Source organism: Dactylosporangium cerinum, from assembly GCF_042653625.1.
GTDB classification, from domain to species: Bacteria; Actinomycetota; Actinomycetes; order Mycobacteriales; family Micromonosporaceae; genus Dactylosporangium; species Dactylosporangium cerinum.
Genome location: NZ_JBHSIU010000019.1, coordinates 218,140 through 234,741 on the forward strand (window position 1 = coordinate 218,140; position 16,602 = coordinate 234,741).

The 16,602-nt window shown below is 73.0% G+C and carries 13 protein-coding genes; 4 read left to right on the plus strand and 9 right to left on the minus strand.

All coding sequences use genetic code 11. The features are described from left to right. The first annotated feature begins 104 nt into the window (after window positions 1-104). Entirely contained in the window at window positions 105-1,211 is a 1,107-nt protein-coding gene (locus ACFPIJ_RS18755) for a glycosyltransferase (protein WP_380116419.1), read from the plus strand. Here the strand turns inward: ACFPIJ_RS18755 and ACFPIJ_RS18760 are convergent. Both ACFPIJ_RS18760 and ACFPIJ_RS18765 read right to left on the minus strand, forming a co-directional pair. Next, a complete protein-coding gene (locus tag ACFPIJ_RS18760) occupies window positions 1,096-4,257 on the minus strand; it encodes a hypothetical protein (protein WP_380116420.1) in 3,162 nt (1,053 codons plus the stop codon). The genes ACFPIJ_RS18755 and ACFPIJ_RS18760 overlap by 116 nt on opposite strands. Window positions 4,258-4,322: 65 nt before the next feature. Further along, window positions 4,323-7,025: a CHAT domain-containing protein gene (locus ACFPIJ_RS18765; RefSeq protein ID WP_380116421.1), complete on the minus strand. Its 2,703-nt coding sequence runs from the start codon at window positions 7,023-7,025 to the stop codon at window positions 4,323-4,325. 155 nt (window positions 7,026-7,180) lie between these two features. Between ACFPIJ_RS18765 and ACFPIJ_RS18770 the strand changes: the two genes are divergently transcribed. The 3 genes from ACFPIJ_RS18770 to ACFPIJ_RS18780 all read left to right on the plus strand — a co-directional run bounded on the left by ACFPIJ_RS18770 (window position 7,181) and on the right by ACFPIJ_RS18780 (window position 10,416). Next, window positions 7,181-8,395: a S8 family peptidase gene (locus tag ACFPIJ_RS18770; protein WP_380116422.1), complete on the plus strand. Its 1,215-nt coding sequence runs from the start codon at window positions 7,181-7,183 to the stop codon at window positions 8,393-8,395. 108 nt (window positions 8,396-8,503) lie between these two features. After that, entirely contained in the window at window positions 8,504-9,625 is a 1,122-nt protein-coding gene (locus tag ACFPIJ_RS18775; RefSeq protein WP_380116423.1) for a hypothetical protein, read from the plus strand. Then, window positions 9,622-10,416 (plus strand): SDR family NAD(P)-dependent oxidoreductase, encoded by a 795-nt coding sequence (locus ACFPIJ_RS18780; RefSeq protein WP_380116424.1) that lies wholly within the window; start codon window positions 9,622-9,624, stop codon window positions 10,414-10,416. The genes ACFPIJ_RS18775 and ACFPIJ_RS18780 overlap by 4 nt, the downstream gene beginning before the upstream one ends. A gap of 33 nt (window positions 10,417-10,449) precedes the next feature. Here the strand turns inward: ACFPIJ_RS18780 and ACFPIJ_RS18785 are convergent, their stop codons facing one another. From ACFPIJ_RS18785 to ACFPIJ_RS18815, 7 genes are all read right to left on the minus strand, one after another. Further along, window positions 10,450-11,058 (minus strand): response regulator transcription factor, encoded by a 609-nt coding sequence (locus ACFPIJ_RS18785; RefSeq protein WP_380116425.1) that lies wholly within the window; start codon window positions 11,056-11,058, stop codon window positions 10,450-10,452. An 11-nt stretch (window positions 11,059-11,069) separates the two neighbouring features. Beyond that, entirely contained in the window at window positions 11,070-12,167 is a 1,098-nt protein-coding gene (locus ACFPIJ_RS18790; RefSeq protein ID WP_380116426.1) for a sensor histidine kinase, read from the minus strand. Between the two features lie 10 nt (window positions 12,168-12,177). Further along, on the minus strand, window positions 12,178-12,915 hold the full coding sequence (locus ACFPIJ_RS18795) for an ABC transporter permease (protein ID WP_380116427.1): 738 nt from the start codon (window positions 12,913-12,915) through the stop codon (window positions 12,178-12,180). A 1-nt stretch (window position 12,916) separates the two neighbouring features. Further along, the gene (locus ACFPIJ_RS18800; protein ID WP_380116428.1) at window positions 12,917-13,951 is read right to left on the minus strand and encodes an ABC transporter ATP-binding protein; all 1,035 of its coding nucleotides are present in this window, start codon (window positions 13,949-13,951) and stop codon (window positions 12,917-12,919) included. Between the two features lie 83 nt (window positions 13,952-14,034). Then, window positions 14,035-15,006, minus strand: coding sequence for an ABC transporter ATP-binding protein (locus tag ACFPIJ_RS18805; protein WP_380116429.1), 972 nt, complete (start codon window positions 15,004-15,006; stop codon window positions 14,035-14,037). Next, window positions 15,003-15,815, minus strand: coding sequence for an ABC transporter permease (locus ACFPIJ_RS18810; protein ID WP_380116430.1), 813 nt, complete (start codon window positions 15,813-15,815; stop codon window positions 15,003-15,005). Before ACFPIJ_RS18810 ends, ACFPIJ_RS18805 begins: the two co-directional genes overlap by 4 nt. Continuing rightward, window positions 15,808-16,602, minus strand: coding sequence for an ABC transporter permease (locus tag ACFPIJ_RS18815; protein WP_380116431.1), 795 nt, complete (start codon window positions 16,600-16,602; stop codon window positions 15,808-15,810). Before ACFPIJ_RS18815 ends, ACFPIJ_RS18810 begins: the two co-directional genes overlap by 8 nt.

Here is a 16,602-nt window from a genome sequence, read left to right on the forward strand (position 1 = left end):
ATTTCGACATGAACCGCTGAGCCCCCTGAACCGCTGAGCCCCCTGAACCGCTGAGCCCCCGCGTGCGTGCACGAGGTATGCGGATCCTCTTCAGTGCGTGCCCGATGTTCGGTCATGTCAATCCGATGCTGCCGCTGGTCCTCGCCGCCCGGGACGCCGGCCATGACGTGGTCGTGGCCACCGGCGCCGACATGGTCGCGAAGCTGGGCGGGCACGGCGTCACCACGTGGGCGGTCGGGCCGACGCACCGCGAGGCGGGCGGCGGTCCCGGGACGAACTGGCTCGCGTACTTCGCCGACACCGCCCGTTCCCGCGCCGCCGACCTCGTGCCCCTGGCGGTGGACTGGAAGCCCGACCTCGTCATCTCCGAGGACACCGAACTCGCCGGGCCCGTCGCCGCCGCCGTCACCGGGGCGCGGCACGTCGTGCACGGCATCGGGATCATGCCGCCGATCCAGCTGTGGAGCGCGCTCGGCCCGATCCTCGACGACCTGTTCGCACAGTTCGGCACGAGCGGCGACCACCGCGCGGCGACCTACCTGGAACTGTGCCCGCCGAGCCTGCAGCAGCCCGCGGCGGGTACAGCGGCAGGCACAGCGGCGGGCACAGCAGCTGAGCGGATCTGGCCGGATGCCGTGCCGCTGCGGCCGGTCCCGGGAACCCCGGGGCCCGGCGAGCGCCTGCCGGCCGCGGTGGACGCGCTGCCGTTCGAGCGGACGGTCCACGTCACGCTGGGCACGGTGTTCCACGACAACCGCAATGTGCTGCACACCGCGATCGCGGCGCTGTCGGCGCTGCCCGTGAACGTGGTCGCGACGGTCGGACCGGGCGTCGACCCCACCGGGTTCGGGCGGCAGCCGGCGCACGTGCTGCTCGCCCCGTACCTGCCGCACGCGCTGCTGCTGCCCCGCTGCGCGGCGGTCGTGTCGCAGGGCGGCGCCGGGATCATGTTCGGCACGTTCACCAACGGCCTGCCGCACCTGGTGCTGCCGCAGGGCGGCGACCAGTTCATGAACGCGGAGGCGGTCGAACTCGCGGGCGCCGGCCTGGCCCTGCACCCGGCCGAGGTGACCGGGGCCGCGGTCACCGACCGGGTCACCCGGCTGCTGGAGGGGGACTCGTTCGCGACGGCTGCGGCGACGGTACGCGCCGAACTCGCCGCCATGCCCGACGCGGCGACGGTGCTGCACACGCTCCACCGAGCGCCATGAGCAACAGCCCGGCAACGGCTGCGGCGGCGGGCAGGGTGGCCGGGATGCCGAGGTACACGGTGATCCCCAGGATCCGTGACAGCCCCCACGGCAGCAGCGCCAGCTGGTCGTTCCAGATCGTCAGCGCCCGCTCCAGGCCGATCGCGGTGACCAGCCCGCCGAGCACCGCCAGGGGCACACCGGCCGCGACGAGCAGCGTCCCGGTCACCCGGCGGCGCAGCAGCCCGTGCCGGTCGCGCAGGACGAGACCCGTGGCCACGAACAGCCAGCCGAACGTCGCGAACGCCACGCAGACGTAGACGGATCTGGCCGTCGGCGCGGTCCAGAACTCCAGCCAGTAGTGCCCCGGCCCGCGCACGGCGAGGACGGCGAGGAGCAGCACGGTCCGCAGCAGCGCCACCCCGCCGATCGCCGCCCACAGGTGGAACGGGTCCCGCCGCCCGATCAGCAGCCTGGCCGTGACGGCGAACAGCAGCCAGGCGCCGAGCGTCGCGACGAGATGTGCCGGCGCCGCGAACCAGGTGTAGACGAGCCGGCTCGCGACCAGCGCCGCCGCCGGCACGGCGATCACGACGACCCGGTCGGCGCGCGTCGGCGTGCTGCCGGTGCTGTCAGTGCTGCCGGGGTCCGCGAGCCGCCACGGCCGTGTCGCGCCGACCCACAGCGCCCGCAGCCCGAACCAGCGCCGGCGCGACCTCAGCGCACCCATCGCCAGCACCGCGAGGAGGGCCACGAGCAGCGCCCTGGCCAGCCACGCCATCGCGAGGTCCCGGTCGGCGCGGGCGGCACCCAGGTCGGCGGCGGTGAAGTTGTACGCGGGCAGATCCACGTCCCCGCCGTACCGCGTGACGTGCGCGGCGCGGGCGGCCTGGTAGCGGCTCTCGGCCTTGTGCCACGCGTCGTAGGCGGCGCCGTCGCCGGTGTCGAGCCACTGCGCGTGCCGCAGCACCATGGTCCGGTACGCCCCGAGCGTGCCGAACAGGTCTGCCTCGTAGACCAGGGTTTCGATGAGCTTCGCCCGCAGCACCGGGTCGTGCCAGGTGGCGGGGTCGGTCGCGGCGACCGCGGCCCGCATGCGGCCGGCGAGTTCCACCGCCCGCTCCCCCTCCGCGACGGCGGCGTCGACGGCGCCAGCGCCGGCAGGATCGGCACCCTGATCACGGGTCACCGCGTAGATGCTGTCGAGGGCGGCCGAGTCGCCGGTGACGATGTCCCACTCGAAGATCCACATCATGGGTGGCGGTTCGAGGCCGAGGGCACGCACGGAACGGTCCGCGTACGCCCCGATGTACAGCCCCTTCGTCACCGCCTCCCGGGACATCGCGAACATCTCGCAGACGGCCGCGACGGTCGCCGGGTCGTTCGAGAACGTCTGCCGGACCCAGTCCGCGGTCAGCTGCGCCGCCGGTACGTCCGGATCCTGCGCGAGCCGTCCGAGGGTGTACGCGTTGAGGTCGTACAGCTGCCAGAACCCGGTCCTCAGGTACAGCGTCATCGGTCCGGCCCGCAGCGGTCCGCCGTCCTGCGTCCACGTCCAGATGCCCTCGACGTGCGGGTTGGCGGCGAGGAACTGTCGCAGCGCCTGCTGGTGCAGCCCGGTCAGGTCGTTGGGCAGCGCCCCGAACCCCTCGAACTCGCGCCGGGCCTGGAACTCCACGATCCGCCGCTGCGCGCCGGCGGTAAGGGTGCCGTTGAACGGCAGGTGGGAGTAGAAATCGCCGAGCGTGTACTTCGTCGACACGATGAGGTGCGGGTCGTCGATGCCGCCGAGGACCTCGTCGTAGGACTCCGGGTTGGTGTGCAGGTCGCCGACGGCACCGACGCCGACGCTCCAGGTGCGGAAGATGAGATCCTTGTCCGCGGTGCCGGCGACGTACAGCAGGGCCCGCAGCATGGCGCGGACGGCGTCGACGCCGGTGACCGCGATCTTCGACGAGTAGTCCCAGCCGGGCTGGGAGTAGACGTCGCCGCCCTCACCGATGCGGACCATCAGCCCGGCGACGAACGGCATCGCCTCGAACAGCTCGGTGAGACCCAGTTGGTACACCTGCCAGAACCGGGGGTCCGACAGCCTCGCCTCGCCGGTGCTGCCGCCGAACTCCCGCTGCAGGTAGCGCTCCAGCGGCGGCGACACGGCCAGCATGTCGGTGAGCAGGTAGACCCGCATGCCGAGGTCGGCGGCGTGGCGGAACACGGGGCCGAACGCGGCGACCAGCGCCCGCGCGCGAGCGACGTGGTCGTCGCCGTCGGGATAGACGGCGTGCCCGTCGCCGACGAGCGAGAACGTCACGTATTCCAGGAAGCCGGGGACGACGACGCCGTTGTAGCCCTGCGCGAGGGAGTGCTCGACGAACTGCCGGAACTGCCCGTCGATCCGGTCGACGGCGGCCCGGTCGACCCACGGCGCGGCGGGCAGCAGTGCCTTGCCGACGATGTCGGTGTTGAGCGAGTAGTCGGTGCCCGCGGCGAACGCGGCCGGGTCGGACTCCCGACCGACGGACCCGGCGTCGGTGAGCCGCAGACCGAGCCGCGGCGCGAAGACGCCTGCGCCGTCACCGGCACCCGGCGGGGGCAGCACCGCGGTCCCGGAACGGATCCGGTCGGCGACGGCATACAGGCCGGCGGCGGCGCCACTGACACCGGCGGCCTCGACAACGATCGCCGTGCCGTCACCCCGGAGCCGGTATGCCTCGGGCGACGGGTCGAACGGTGCCCCGCCGACGACGACCCGCAACTGCCCGGCGCTGCTACTGCCGGTGTCAGGGCGCGGCTCCTGGCTGATCGTGGGGCGGGGCTGGCCGCGCTGGACGAGCGCGTCGGTGACAGCGGCGGCAGCGAGCGCGAGCCGGGGGTCGTGCTCGACGCTGATCGTGTCGATCTGCGGCGCCGCGACCAGCGGCGTCAACGGCGCGGCGACGGCCCGCTCGGCCGGGACGGCCGCCGGGCTGAACGACAGGCCGAGGGCGCCGCCGACACCCCACGCGACGAGCGCACCGAGCATCAGCAGCACCACGGCTGCTGTCAGCGGGGTCCACGGGCGTCGCATGCGGCACATCGTAGAGCGGGGGTCCGACAATTCCGTGACCCGAATCAGAAAAAGATTCGGAAAAGTCAGCCCGCCCCGAAGCAGACGAAACTGTCGGTGCTCGCGCGCAACGCCAGGTCCGACTGAGCCGTCGACTGGGCTGTCGACTGGGCCAGTGCGAGCGCCGTCGCCGGGGGATGGCCCTCGGCGAGGTGGGCGTACAGGTCGCGCATCAGCAACCGCGTCGCGCCGTCGTCGACCGGCCCCGTGCTCGCCACCACCGTCGCGGTGCCCATGTTCAGCAGCGCCGAGACCAGCCCCATCAGCTCGTCGCCCGGGTGCACCTCGGCCAGTCCCGTGTCGCAGCCCGACAGCACGAGCAGCGCGGGCGGGCGGCGCAGGACCGACAGGTCGTACACGGTCAGCGGGCCGTCGGCCAGCATGAGGAACGAGAACAGCGGGTTGTCCACCCGGAACTCGCCGTGCGAGGCGATGTGCCCGATCGCGGCCCCGTCGAGGGCGGCGAGCGCGGGCGCCACCCGGGCACGCTCACCGGCGAGCACCGTCGGGCCGGTAATCCCCGCAGCAAGCTGGTCAGCGGCGATCTGTTCGACCTCGGCGGCCGCCTGCGCCGCGGACGGCGCGCCGACGAGGACCATGCGCCCGGCGGTTCGCGGCTGGGTCGCGACCCGCCACCAGATCGCGGCGGACGGCGCGACGGTCATCGACCTGCCGCGCAGCCGGGGCAGCATCGTCCACGGCATCGCGTGCAACGCCCCCGTCGGTACGAGCACCAACGGCCCGTTGTCACCGACCAGATCAGCGCCGATCAGATCAGCCACCGGGTCGAGCAGCAGCCGGTCGAGGGTCTCGACGCCACGGGCTACCCTGCCGGCGCTGGTGCCGCCGTGGCCGAGGATCTGGCCGCTGAGCGCGATCCGCAGGTGCTCGAGCTCGGTCGTCACGGGCGCGATCGGCCCGACGACGCGATGCGTCACGCGGTACCCGCCCGCTGTGCCGCTCCCTGCGCTGCCCCCTGTCCTGCTGACGACGAGCGCGTGCAGGACCCCGTCGATGGCGAGCAGTTCCAGCAGGACCCGCCCGTCGAGCGCGGCGACGAGGTCGGCGAACGGGACGTCGGTCCGCGCGGTCGGCCCGGAGCCCGGCACCCGCCACGAGCGGCGGCGGATCTCCGCCTCCAGGGACCGTTGCCGGCGCAGGAGCCGCCCGGCGCGTTGTGGGCCTGCCGGCGCCGCGGCCAGCTCGCCGGTGATGCGGCGCAGCTCGCTGAGGTGCCTGGCGACGACCGGGTCACTGGACGGATGCGTCGGTGGCAGGGACAGCGCCGCCGACCGGCACCGCTGCGCCCAGGTGAGCGCCTCCCGCGGGCCGCCGTGGTCCAGGGCCAGCCGCAGCCGCAGCCCGGCGAGCGCCGCCGCCTCGACGCTGCCGCGGACCCGCAGTTCGGTCGCGCCGAGGCTGGCCCGGTACTCGTCGGCGATCCGCAGCCCCACTGTTGCTGCCCTTGCCGCGGCCCTGGCGGCAGCTGCGTCGGTGCCGCGCGCGAGCTCCAGCCGGGCCCGGACGTGCCACCAGCGCACCCGCAGCGGCGCCGGGCCGTACTTCGACGCGGCGGCGGCCTCGTCGAGCAGCTCGGCGGCGGTCCCGCACTCGCCGAGGTCGACGGCGAGCTGGGCGGCGTCCAGCAGCGCCTCCCAGCCCGGCTGCGGCCAGCCTGCCGCCACCAGGGCCTGCCCGGCGGTGCGCAGGTCCCGCAGCGTGCCCCGGTGCGCCCGCCCGGACGCGACGACCGCCGCGAGCTCGGCGACCCTGGCCCGCGCGATCCACACGCCGCGCTTCTGCCGCGTGAACACCTTCCGGGCGGCGGCCGCGGCGGCCCTGGACTCGGTCGCGTCGGACTGGGCGGCCGCGAGCCGGGCCATCATCAGATGCGCCTGGCCGAGCACCGAGTCGAGGTGCCCGTCGGTGCAGGCCGCGATCGCGGCACGGATCGCGGTGTCGGCCTCCGGCAACAGGCGTACCGACAGCAGCAGGTCCGCGCGGTCCAGCAGGCTGACCGCGTCGACGCCGGTGTTCCACAGCCGGTCGTGCGCCCGGTCGTACCGGGACAGCGCCGTCGGCACATCGCCCGCCTGCGCGGCGACGAAGCCCAGGTTGTGCTCGACCTGCGCGGCCGCGGTCGCCATCCCGAGCCGGTTGTACAGCGTCTGCGCGGCGCGCAGGTCGGCCTCGGCGAGGCGGAGATTGCCCCGGAACCCGTGCAGCACCCCGCGGTTCGTCAGGGTCCGGGCCTCCCACACCTCGTCGCCGGACTGGCGGAACGCGCGCAGCGCACCCCGGTACAGCTCCATCGCCTCCTGGTCGAACCCGAGCCGGCGCAGGATCAGGGCCCGCTGCATGGTCGCCCGGGCGCGGCGCTGCCCCTGCAGGTCGGCCATGGCACGGTCGATCTCCCGCAGCGCCGCGGTGGGCCGGCCCAGGTCGTCGAGGATGAGGGCGTGGCTCATCCGGGCCTCGGCCTCGTACTGCGTCAGCCGGTGGCGCCGCGCGACGGCGATCGACGCGCGCAGGTGCCGGGCGGCGTCGGCCGCGTCCTGCCGGGCGCGCGCGGCCAGGCCCAGCGTCCGCAGCGCCACCGCCTGCGAGGCGCGGTCGCCGGTGCGCAGGGCATCACGCAGGGCTGCGTCGGCGAGTACCTTGGCCTTGCCCGGATCGGCCATCACAATCGGCAACAGCCGCTGCGCCAGCTCGTCGGCGGTGGAGGACACCCCCGATGTGTATCACGGGCGGTGTGTATAGAGGGCGGTGTGTATCAAGGGCGGTGTGTATCAAGGGCAGCCGGCGACGTCTCATGTCAGCGGTCCGTCTGATGATGAGTAGCCAGTGCTGAGTAGCCAATGACGACCGCCTTTGAGGAGCAAGCATGTCCGTTGCACGAGAACGTCTCGAACGGTGGCTGCAGACCCGCGACGAACGGCTGTCCGGGTTGCCGTGGTTGCGCACCGAGACGCACGCCGGTCGGACGGTGCGGTTCGTCGCCGACGAGATCCTGGTCCAGGACTCCGGCACCGCCATCGCCCACCGCACCCTGGCCGGTCTCGGCCACCGCACCAGTGAGATCGCCGAGGACGAGCCGTCGGCGGGGCTGCGTCGCCTGCGCACGTCCGGGCTCGACGTCTCCGCCGCTGTCCGCCGGTTGCGGGGCCAGCTGCCGCAGGGTTCGGTCGTCGGCCCCAATCACGTCTTCATGTCCACGCCGCACGAGCACGGTGGCCCGTTCGGCCCGCCGGTCGCGGTGGACGCCCCGCCGGCGAAGCTGACGCCCGCGAAGCCGGCCGAGGCGTCGGACACCACGTCGCCGGTGCGGGTCGTCGTCATGGACACCGGCATCTGGCTGGACAGTCCGCTGCCGGCCGGCTGCTACACGGCGACGCCCGAGAACCACGAGACCGTCCTGGACGGCGACGCCGACGGCATGCTCGACTCCGACGTGGGACACGCCAACTTCATCGCCGGGGTCGTCGCGCAGGACACCGCCGGCGCGCAGGTCCGCATCGTGAAGGTCCTGGACAGCTTCGGCGTCTGCACGGAGGCCGACCTCGCCGTCGCGATCACCGGCCTCACCGACACCGACGTGCTCAACCTGTCCCTCGGCGGTTTCTCGGTCGGCGACCTGCCGCCGGCCGCGCTGTCCGCCGCCCTGCAGACGTTCCTGTCGGGCGGCGACCGGGTCGTGGTCGCCGCCGCCGGCAACAACGGCATCGCCGACCGCCCCTTCTGGCCGGCCGCATTCGCTGCTGGGGCTGCTTCAGGGAGTAATGCAGGGGGTGCTGCCGGGTGGGCGGCGCAGGTCGTCGCGGTCGCCGCGCACGACGGCACCGCGATCTGCGAGTGGAGCAACACCGGGCCGTGGGTCAGCGTCGCCGCACCCGGCGCGGACATCGTCAGCACGTACATCAACCATGAGCTGTTCGCGAGCGGCTGGGCGGCGTGGAGCGGCACGTCGTTCGCCACGCCGAAGGTCGTCGCCGCGATCGTCGACCGGGTCGCCACGGCCGGCTCGGTCACCGCCGCGGCCGCCGCGGTCCGCGCCGAGGCGCAGGGCAACCCCCTGGGCGGCTACCCGGCACTGCGCTGAGCTTTCAGACAGCACAGTTCTCAGATAGCACACACGTACGAACGTGAATGTTCGTGAATCCCGCACTATTGGTTACGCTCGATGCACCAATAGTGACGGGATTGACGGATGCTGGGAGACGGCACGCTGCTGGTGTACTGCTCGGCCAACCAGGCGCTGCGGTGCGCGCCGATCGCCGAGCGTCCCGGCGCGGGCCTGGTCATCTCGCCGTACCAGCGCGACGAGGCGGGCCTGCTCGCCACCGCCGCGTACCTGCTGCGCCAGCGCCGGTTCGAGGCGCCGCTGCTGCTCGACGCGGCCCGCTACGCCGGGCGGGCGCGACTGCCGGCGAGCGCCCCGTTCAACCCGCGGTGGCTGCGCCGGCAGCGGGAGTTGGGGGTGCCGGTGCTCACCGACTCCGGGTACGTCGACAGCGGCGACGAACCCGGGCTCGCCGGCATCCTGCACCGCGCCGCCGTGCTGCCCGACACGATCGCCGTCCTGCCGCTGCACCCGATCTGGCTGCAGGACCGGCTGCACCGCACCGTCCTGACCGGCCACATCCGCGCCGCCGGTGCTCCCGTCGCGCTGGTGCTGGAGGCCAACCGCGACCCGTTCGCCCTCCCCGGTGTGGTCGAGGGGCTCCTGGCGGTCCTCGACTGCGGTGTGCCGACGCTGCTGCTGCGTTGCGACGTGTCGGCCCTCGGCGCGCTGTGCCACGGCGCGCGCGCCGCCGCGGTCGGCACCGTCGCCGCCCTGCGCCACCTGACGCCCCGCCCTCCCCCGGCTGCTGGGCCGGCTGCTGGGCAACCCCACGGGTTCCGCCCCGCGGCGCCGTCAGCGGTCTTCCGCCCGACGCTGTCGTACCGCCGGATCGGCGCCATCGCCCGGGCCCACCGCCGCCATCCGGACCCGGACCTGTTCGGCTGCGCCTGCACCGTCTGCGACGGCCGCGACGTGGACTGGATGACCGCGCTGAGCGACCGCGACCGCGAGGTGCCCGCGTTCGAACACTCGATCCGCGTCCTGCAGGACCTGCGCGACGAACTGCTCGGCACGGGAGACTGGAAACAGAGCTGGACCGCCAGGTGCACGGACGCTGTGTACCGCTCCCGCGAACTCGGCTGGGACCCCGCCCCGATGCTCCGGCACTGGCAGCGGCAGCTGGAAGTCCAGCGCCAGCCGGGAATGCAGCGCCAGCCGGGAATGCAGGGGCGAACCGGGCCGGCAGTGGCACGATTGACGGCGTGAAGATCGAACTTGCCGGTCGCACCGCACTCGTCACCGGCTCCACCCAGGGCATCGGCGCCGCGATCGCGCTCGGCCTGGGCCGCGCCGGTGCCCGGGTCGGCGTCAACGGCCGCACCACCGAGTCCGTCGGCCGGGCCGTGGCCACGCTACGGGAGCAGGCGCCGGACGCCGAGTTCGTGGCCGTCGCCGCCGACGTCACCACCGACGATGGCACCCGCACCGCCCTGCAGGTCCTGCCCGACGTCGACATCCTCGTCAACAATCTCGGCATCTTCGGCTCCCGGCCGGCCCTGGAGATCACCGACGACGAGTGGCGCAGGTACTTCGAGACGAACGTCCTCACCGGCGTACGGCTCACCCGCGCCTACCTCCCCGGGATGAAACTGCGGGGGTGGGGCCGGGTGCAGTACATCGCGAGCGACTCCGCCGTCGCCATCCCCGCCGAGATGATCCACTACGGCATGTCGAAGACGGCGCTGCTCGCGGTCTCGCGGGGGTTCGCGAAGGAGGCCGCCGGCACCGGCGTCACCGTCAACTCCGTCATCGCCGGCCCGACCCACACCGGTGGCGTCGAGGACTTCGTGTACTCCCTGGTCGACCACGACCTGCCCTGGGACGAGGCGCAGCGTGAGTTCATGCGCCGGCACCGCCCCAACTCGCTGCTGCAGCGGCTGATCGAGCCGGAGGAGATCGCCAATCTCGTGGTCTACCTGAGCTCCACGTTCGCGTCCGCGACGACCGGCGGAGCGGTACGCGTCGACGGCGGCTACGTCGACGCGATCCTGCCCTAGTACTTACAGCAGCCCGTCTCACAGCAGCCCATCTCACAGCCAGCCGTTGGACTGGGCGACGCCGACGGCCTCGATGCGGTTGCGGGTGCCGGTCTTCGTGATCGCCGCCGACAGGTAGTTGCGCACGGTGCTCTCCGACAGGTGCAGCCTGGCGGCGATGTCGGCGACGGTCGCGCCGCCCGCCGACTCGCGCAGCACGTCGCGTTCCCGGTCGGTGAGCGGGTCGGGCCCGGCGGCGAGGGCCGCCGCGGCGAGGGCCGGGTCGACGACGCGTCCGCCGGCGTGGATCCGGCGGACCGCCGCGGCGAGTTCCTCGACCGGGCCGTCCTTCACCAGGAAGCCGCTCGCGCCGGCCTCCATCGCGCGGCGCAGGTACCCGGGCCGCCCGAACGTCGTCAGGATCAGCACCCGGCACCCGGGCAGCCGCCGGCGCAGCTGCGCGGTCGCGGTGATCCCGTCGCCGCCCGGCATCTCGATGTCGAGCAGCGCGACGTCGGGCCGGACCCGCTCGGCTGCGGGGACGATCTGGTCACCGGTTGCGACCTGCGCGACCACCTCGAGATCCGGCTCCAGGTCGAGCAGCAGCGCGAGCGCGCCACGCATCATGCCCTGGTCCTCGGCCAGCAGCACTCTGATCGTCATCACCACATCCGTCACAGTGGCAGTCTCGCGACCAGCGCGAACCCGCCGCCGTCGCGGGCGCCGGCTTCGAGGGTGCCACCGGCGGCCCCCAGCCGCTCGGTGAGTCCGCGCAGCCCGTTTCCCGGGGACGCACTGCCAGGGGTCGCGCCGTTGTCGACGACGCTCAGGGCCGCCGCGCCGTCCGCAGTGAAGATCTCGATGTCGCAGCGTTGCGCGCCGCTGTGCCGGACCACGTTCGTCGTCGCCTCGCGCAGCACCCACGCGAGGAGCCGGTCGGTGTCGTCCGGCAGCGGGTCCGCGGTCCGTTGCACCGTCGCGGCGATCCCCGCGCTGGACAGCACCCCCTTCGCGCGGGTCAGCTCGGCGGTCAGCCCGGCCTCCCGGTACCCGGTGACCGCCTCGCGGATCTCGACCAGCGCGCGGCGCCCGATGTCCTCGATGTCGGCGGCCTGCGCGGCGGCCGCGGCCGGGTCCCGTTCGGCGATGCGGCGCACCACCTCGGCCTTGACCACGATCACCGACAGCGTGTGGCCGAGCAGGTCGTGCAGGTCGCGGGAGAACCGCAGCCGCTCCTCCGCGACCGCGGCCGTCGCCAGGGCGTCCCGGGTCTGCCGCAGTTCACGGATCAGCCGCTGCATCTGGCGTACCGCGCCGGCCAGCCCCGCCGCGAGCACGGTGCCGACGACGGTGATCAGCGCCTGCTCGAGCGCGTCGTGCAGCAGACCAAGCAGCATCGTCGCCGCCACCACGGACGCGAGCACGGCGACCGCAACGGTCACCCGTTCCCGGCCCGCGTACACCGCCACGCCGCACGTCCCGACGAACAGCAACACGGGGAGCCAGTGCTCGCCGTACGCGGCGGCGAGCCCCACCCCGAGCGCCGCCACGACCGCGAACCCGGCGGTCGAGACCCGGCTCAGGTCGTCCCGGTGGTCGAAGCCCAGCGTGGTGACGACCGTGTACGTGATCGCAAACAGCCCGAGCCCGACCCCGGCGACCACCCCGGCCGGTCCGCCGTGGATCGTGCCGGCTGGCTCGAGCAGTGGAAACATCCACACCCCGACCCAGAGCAGCCCCGCTACCGAGGGCCGCCAGCGTTTGCTTGGCATGATCAGCACCCTACAAGCTGGCCGTGCTGCGGACCGACCGGCGGAACCCCACGACGGCGAGGCCGGTGAACGCGACCATCCAGCCGGCGAGCGTCAGCAGGTCGGTGATCGTCGGCGAGCCACCGAAGGCAACCTGCCACGACATGTCGGCGTACGCGTGGGTCGGCAACCACCGGCCGACCGCCGCGACCCAGCCGGGCAACGCGTCCAGCGGCAGCCACAGCCCTCCGACGACCGACATCCCCAGGTACACGAGCAGGTTGAGCGGCTGCACCGTCTGCGCGGTCGCCAGGTACCCCATGCCGAGGCCGAGCAGTGCGAACGGCAGCGCCCCGAACCACAGCAGCGGCACGATCGCCAGCCACTGCACCGGGCCGAGCCGTACCCCGTTCACGATGACCCCGGCGACGCACAACGCGACCACCGGGACGATCGCGGTCACCATCGCCGCGAGCCCCTTGCCGACGACGACGCGCACCGGCGACAGCGGCGTGAGCCGCAGCTGCCGCATCCAGCCGATCGACCGGTCGACCACAACCCCGGAGGCGTAGTTGAGCAGGGCGCCGATCGCTCCGTACCCGGCCATGCTGACCATCGTGTACGTCGCGGCCACGTCCCGGTCCTGCCCGGTGAGCCCGTGCAGGTTCGTGAAGAGCAGGTAGCTCAGCAACGGCATCAGCACCGCGAAGATGAGCAGCCCGGGCATCCGGGCCAGCCGCCGCAACTCCAGCCGCACATACGCGCGCACGTCAGATCCTTCCGTTGGTCAGTGCTGTGTTGGCCAGTGCTGTGTTGGCCAGTGCTGTGTTGGCCAGTGCTGTATTGGCAGGCGCTGTGTTCTTCAGCGCTGTGTTGGTCAGGGTCAGGAACGCCTCTTCCAGGCCGGCGCCGACGACCTCGAGGTCCCGGAGCAGACCGGCGGCGGCGAGCGCGAGCACCGTCGCGTCCGAGTCGGTGGTGGTGAGCACGACCCGCCCGCCCTGCCGCGTGACGGCGACGACGCCGGGCAGCGCTTCCAGGAGCGCTGCTTCCGGCAGCGCCGCCGGTGCGACCACGCTCACGGTCCGGACGCCGACCATCTGCTTCACGCTCGCGGCGGTGCCGTCGGCGATCACCCGTCCCCGGTCGAGCACGACGATCCGGTCGGCGTTGTCGTCGGCCTCCTCCAGGTAGTGCGTGGAGAACAGGACGGTGCGGCCGTGCGCGGCGTACCCACGGATCGCGGCCCAGAACGCACGCCGGGACCGGACGTCCAGCGCCGCCGTGGGTTCGTCGAGGATCAGCAGGTCGGGCCGGCCGATCACGGCCATCGCGAACCGGAGCCGCTGCTGCTGACCGCCCGACAGCCGCTCCACGGTGCGCCCGGCGAGCCCTTCCAGATCGGCGAGCGCGAGGGCTTCGCGGACGGGCATCGGCCGCGGGTACACCGCGTGCAGGAACTCCAGCAGATCACCGACGCTGGACCGGGGCGGCACCCCGCCGGCCTGCGGCATGGCGCCGATCCGCCCACCGGCGACGGCCTTGTTGACAGTGCCGCTGACGGCCTCGCCGAACAGCCGGACGGTGCCGGACCGCGGTCGCAGCATGCCGAGCAGCAGGAGCAGCGTCGTGGACTTGCCGGCACCGTTCGGCCCGAGCATCGCGACGACCTGACCCGGCTCGATCCGCAGCGACACGTCCCGCACCGCGAACCCGTCAGCGGCATGCTCAGTGACGTTCTCAGCGGCATTGTCAGTGACGTTTTCGTAGGTGTACGACACCCTGTCCAGCTCGACTGTGGCCATGGCTCGACGGTATGGCGCGGGCTCCGGAGCCGGCAGATTCGTCCGTCGCACGCCGGCGGTGACATTTGTACTGGCCCGCAGTACTAGCCCGCATACAGCCGTCGCACCACGTCTTCGATGTCGGGTTCCTCGATGGTGAGGTCGTGGACCTGCACCTCGCGCTGCGCCACGGCGGCCAGGATCGCCGCGACCGTCGTCTCCCCCGGCCCGAACGACAGCTGCTGCCGCAGCCCCCCGCCCTCCATGCCGACCAGGCGCGTGCCGGGGATGCCGTCCAGCGGCGGCGCCGGGTCGGTGAGGTCGAGGACCACGTGGCGTTCGGCGCCGACCTGCTCGACCAGCTGGGCCAGGGTGCCGTCGAACGCGAGCCGCCCGTGGTCGACGACCAGGATGCGTTCGGTGAGCCGCCGCACGTCGCCCATGTCGTGGGTCGCGAGCAGCAGGCTCGTGCCGTGCAGGGACCGTTGCTCGATCAGGAACAGCCGCAGCCGCTCCTTGCTGAGCACATCGAGGCCGATCGTCGGCTCGTCGAGGATGAGCAGCTCCGGCCCGTGCAGCAGCGCCGCCGCGACCTCACCGCGGATGCGCTGCCCGAGCGACAGCTGCCGCACCGGCGTGTCCACGAACTCCCCGAGGTCCAGCCGGTCGACGAGCTCGTCGGTGCGGTCACGCACCGCGTCACGCCCGAGCCGGTGGATCGCGCCCAGCGCCACGAACGAGTCCCGCAACGGCAGGTCCCACCACAGCTGGCTGCGCTGGCCGAACACGACCCCGATCCGCCGCGCCAGCTGCCGCCGGTGCCGCAGCGGGTCGAGGCCGCAGGTCAGCGCCGAGCCGGAGGTCGGTTTGAGGATGCCGGTGAGCATCTTGATCGTCGTGGACTTACCGGCCCCGTTCGCGCCGATGTACCCGACCGCGGCGCCCCGCGGCACGCTGAACGTCAACCCGTCGACCGCCGCCTTCGCCCCGAACACCCGCCGCAGCGCGACTGCCGCGATGATGTGCTCTGCGCTGCTGGCACTGCTGACACTGCTGGCACTGCTGGCACTGCTCATGATCCGGCTCCCGTGTAATGCCGCAGGCCCGCCCGCCAGCCGAGCAGCGCCACTGTCCAGACCGCCGCGGCGGCGATCGGCGAGCACCAGCCGAGCACGCCGGCGGGTATGCCACCGGGCGCCGCGCCGGGAATGTCGAGCAGGGCCAGCACCGGCAGGTACGCGACGAACGCGGCCGGCACCACGAACGTGAACAGCACCCGCGCCGGTGTACCGAAGACGCTCGTCGGGAACTGCGCGGCGTAGTTGCCGCCGTAGACGAACGACGCCGTGAACTCGGTCCCCTCGACCAGCCAGAACTGCACGGCCGCGGCCCCGACGAACAGCGCCGCGAACAGTGCCGCGCCGGCGCACACCGTCACCGCGAGCAGCGCCGCCTTCGCCGGTGACCACGCCACGTCGGAGTGCGCCAGCGCCACGACGGCCAGCGCGGAGCCCGCGGCGGTGCGCCCGAACCGCCGCAACGAGATCTCCGCGGTGATCAGCTGGGCGAGCACCGGCAGTGGCCGCAGCAGGAACGCGTCGAGCGTGCCGGACCGCAGATAGGTCGGCAGCGCGTCGAGGTGCCCGACAACGAGATCGGCGAGGCTGAACGACACGTGCCCGATCGCGAACACCAGCACCGCCGCGGGAAAGTCCAGCCCGCCGAGCGCCGGCACGTTGGCGAAGATGACGTAGATCTCCAGGAACCCGCTGATCGTCGCGCCGAGACTGGCGACGAGCTCGATCGCGAACGACCCCCGGTACACCGTCTGCGCCCGCATCCGCAGCCGCACCAGCACCACGTAGGGATTGGCCTTGCTAACCACCCTGGATCACCAGCTTGCGGGTGCCGAGCGTGAAGATGAGGCGGCCGGCGACGAGCAGGCCGGCGGCCCACGCGGCCTGCACCGCGAGCAGCCGGACCGCGTCCCAGCCGGCGGAGTGGCCCATGAGCACGTCGATCGGGGTCTGCAGCATCGACGGGAACGGGGTCGCTGCTGCGGCTGCGGCGAGCCACCCGGGGAACCACTGCACCGGCACGGCAAGCCCGCACAGGATGTTGGTGACCAGCAGGTACAGCGTCATCGGGCCGCGCAGGTCGAGCAGCCAGAACGCGGTCAGGTTGACCAGCCACCGGCACGCGAACGACACGACGACCGCGAACGCGACGCTGAGCAGGCCGAGGACGTATGCGCCCGGGTCGCCGGGCAGCGCCAGCCCGGTCACCGCGGCGCCGACGGCCAGCGGCGGCAACCCGCGGGGCAGGAACACGAACGCGGCCCGACCGAGATCGGCGGCAAGATGGGCGAGCATCGGATCGACGGGCCGGGCCAGATCGACGGCGACGTCGCCGGTACGGATCCGCTGCGCCAGCTCGTTCCACGCGAAGAAGTAGACGGGGCCGATGAGCGCCTGCCCGAGCCACACGTAGGTGACCCCGGTCAGCGCGTCGTAGCCGCCGAGCGTGCCCCCTGCGGCGGCGATGGTCGCGGTGATGACGCCGGCGCGGATCAGGCCGAACACGCTGTTGGTGAACGCCCCGGCGAACGCCGCCAGGCGGTAGGTCGACCATCGCCGGAAACCGATGCCGACGAGCGTCAACCAGAGGCGCAC

Bases quoted from the DNA above. Each gene is read 5' to 3' on its own strand.
- ACFPIJ_RS18805 (WP_380116429.1), bottom strand. From the start codon at position 15,006: ATGAGCAGTGCCAGCAGTGCCAGCAGTGTCAGCAGTGCCAGCAGCGCA.
- ACFPIJ_RS18755 (WP_380116419.1), top strand. From the start codon at position 105: ATGTTCGGTCATGTCAATCCGATGCTGCCGCTGGTCCTCGCCGCCCGG.
- ACFPIJ_RS18760 (WP_380116420.1), bottom strand. From the start codon at position 4,257: ATGCGACGCCCGTGGACCCCGCTGACAGCAGCCGTGGTGCTGCTGATG.
- ACFPIJ_RS18785 (WP_380116425.1), bottom strand. From the start codon at position 11,058: ATGACGATCAGAGTGCTGCTGGCCGAGGACCAGGGCATGATGCGTGGC.
- ACFPIJ_RS18790 (WP_380116426.1), bottom strand. From the start codon at position 12,167: ATGCCAAGCAAACGCTGGCGGCCCTCGGTAGCGGGGCTGCTCTGGGTC.
- ACFPIJ_RS18800 (WP_380116428.1), bottom strand. From the start codon at position 13,951: ATGGCCACAGTCGAGCTGGACAGGGTGTCGTACACCTACGAAAACGTC.
- ACFPIJ_RS18770 (WP_380116422.1), top strand. From the start codon at position 7,181: ATGTCCGTTGCACGAGAACGTCTCGAACGGTGGCTGCAGACCCGCGAC.
- ACFPIJ_RS18775 (WP_380116423.1), top strand. From the start codon at position 8,504: ATGCTGGGAGACGGCACGCTGCTGGTGTACTGCTCGGCCAACCAGGCG.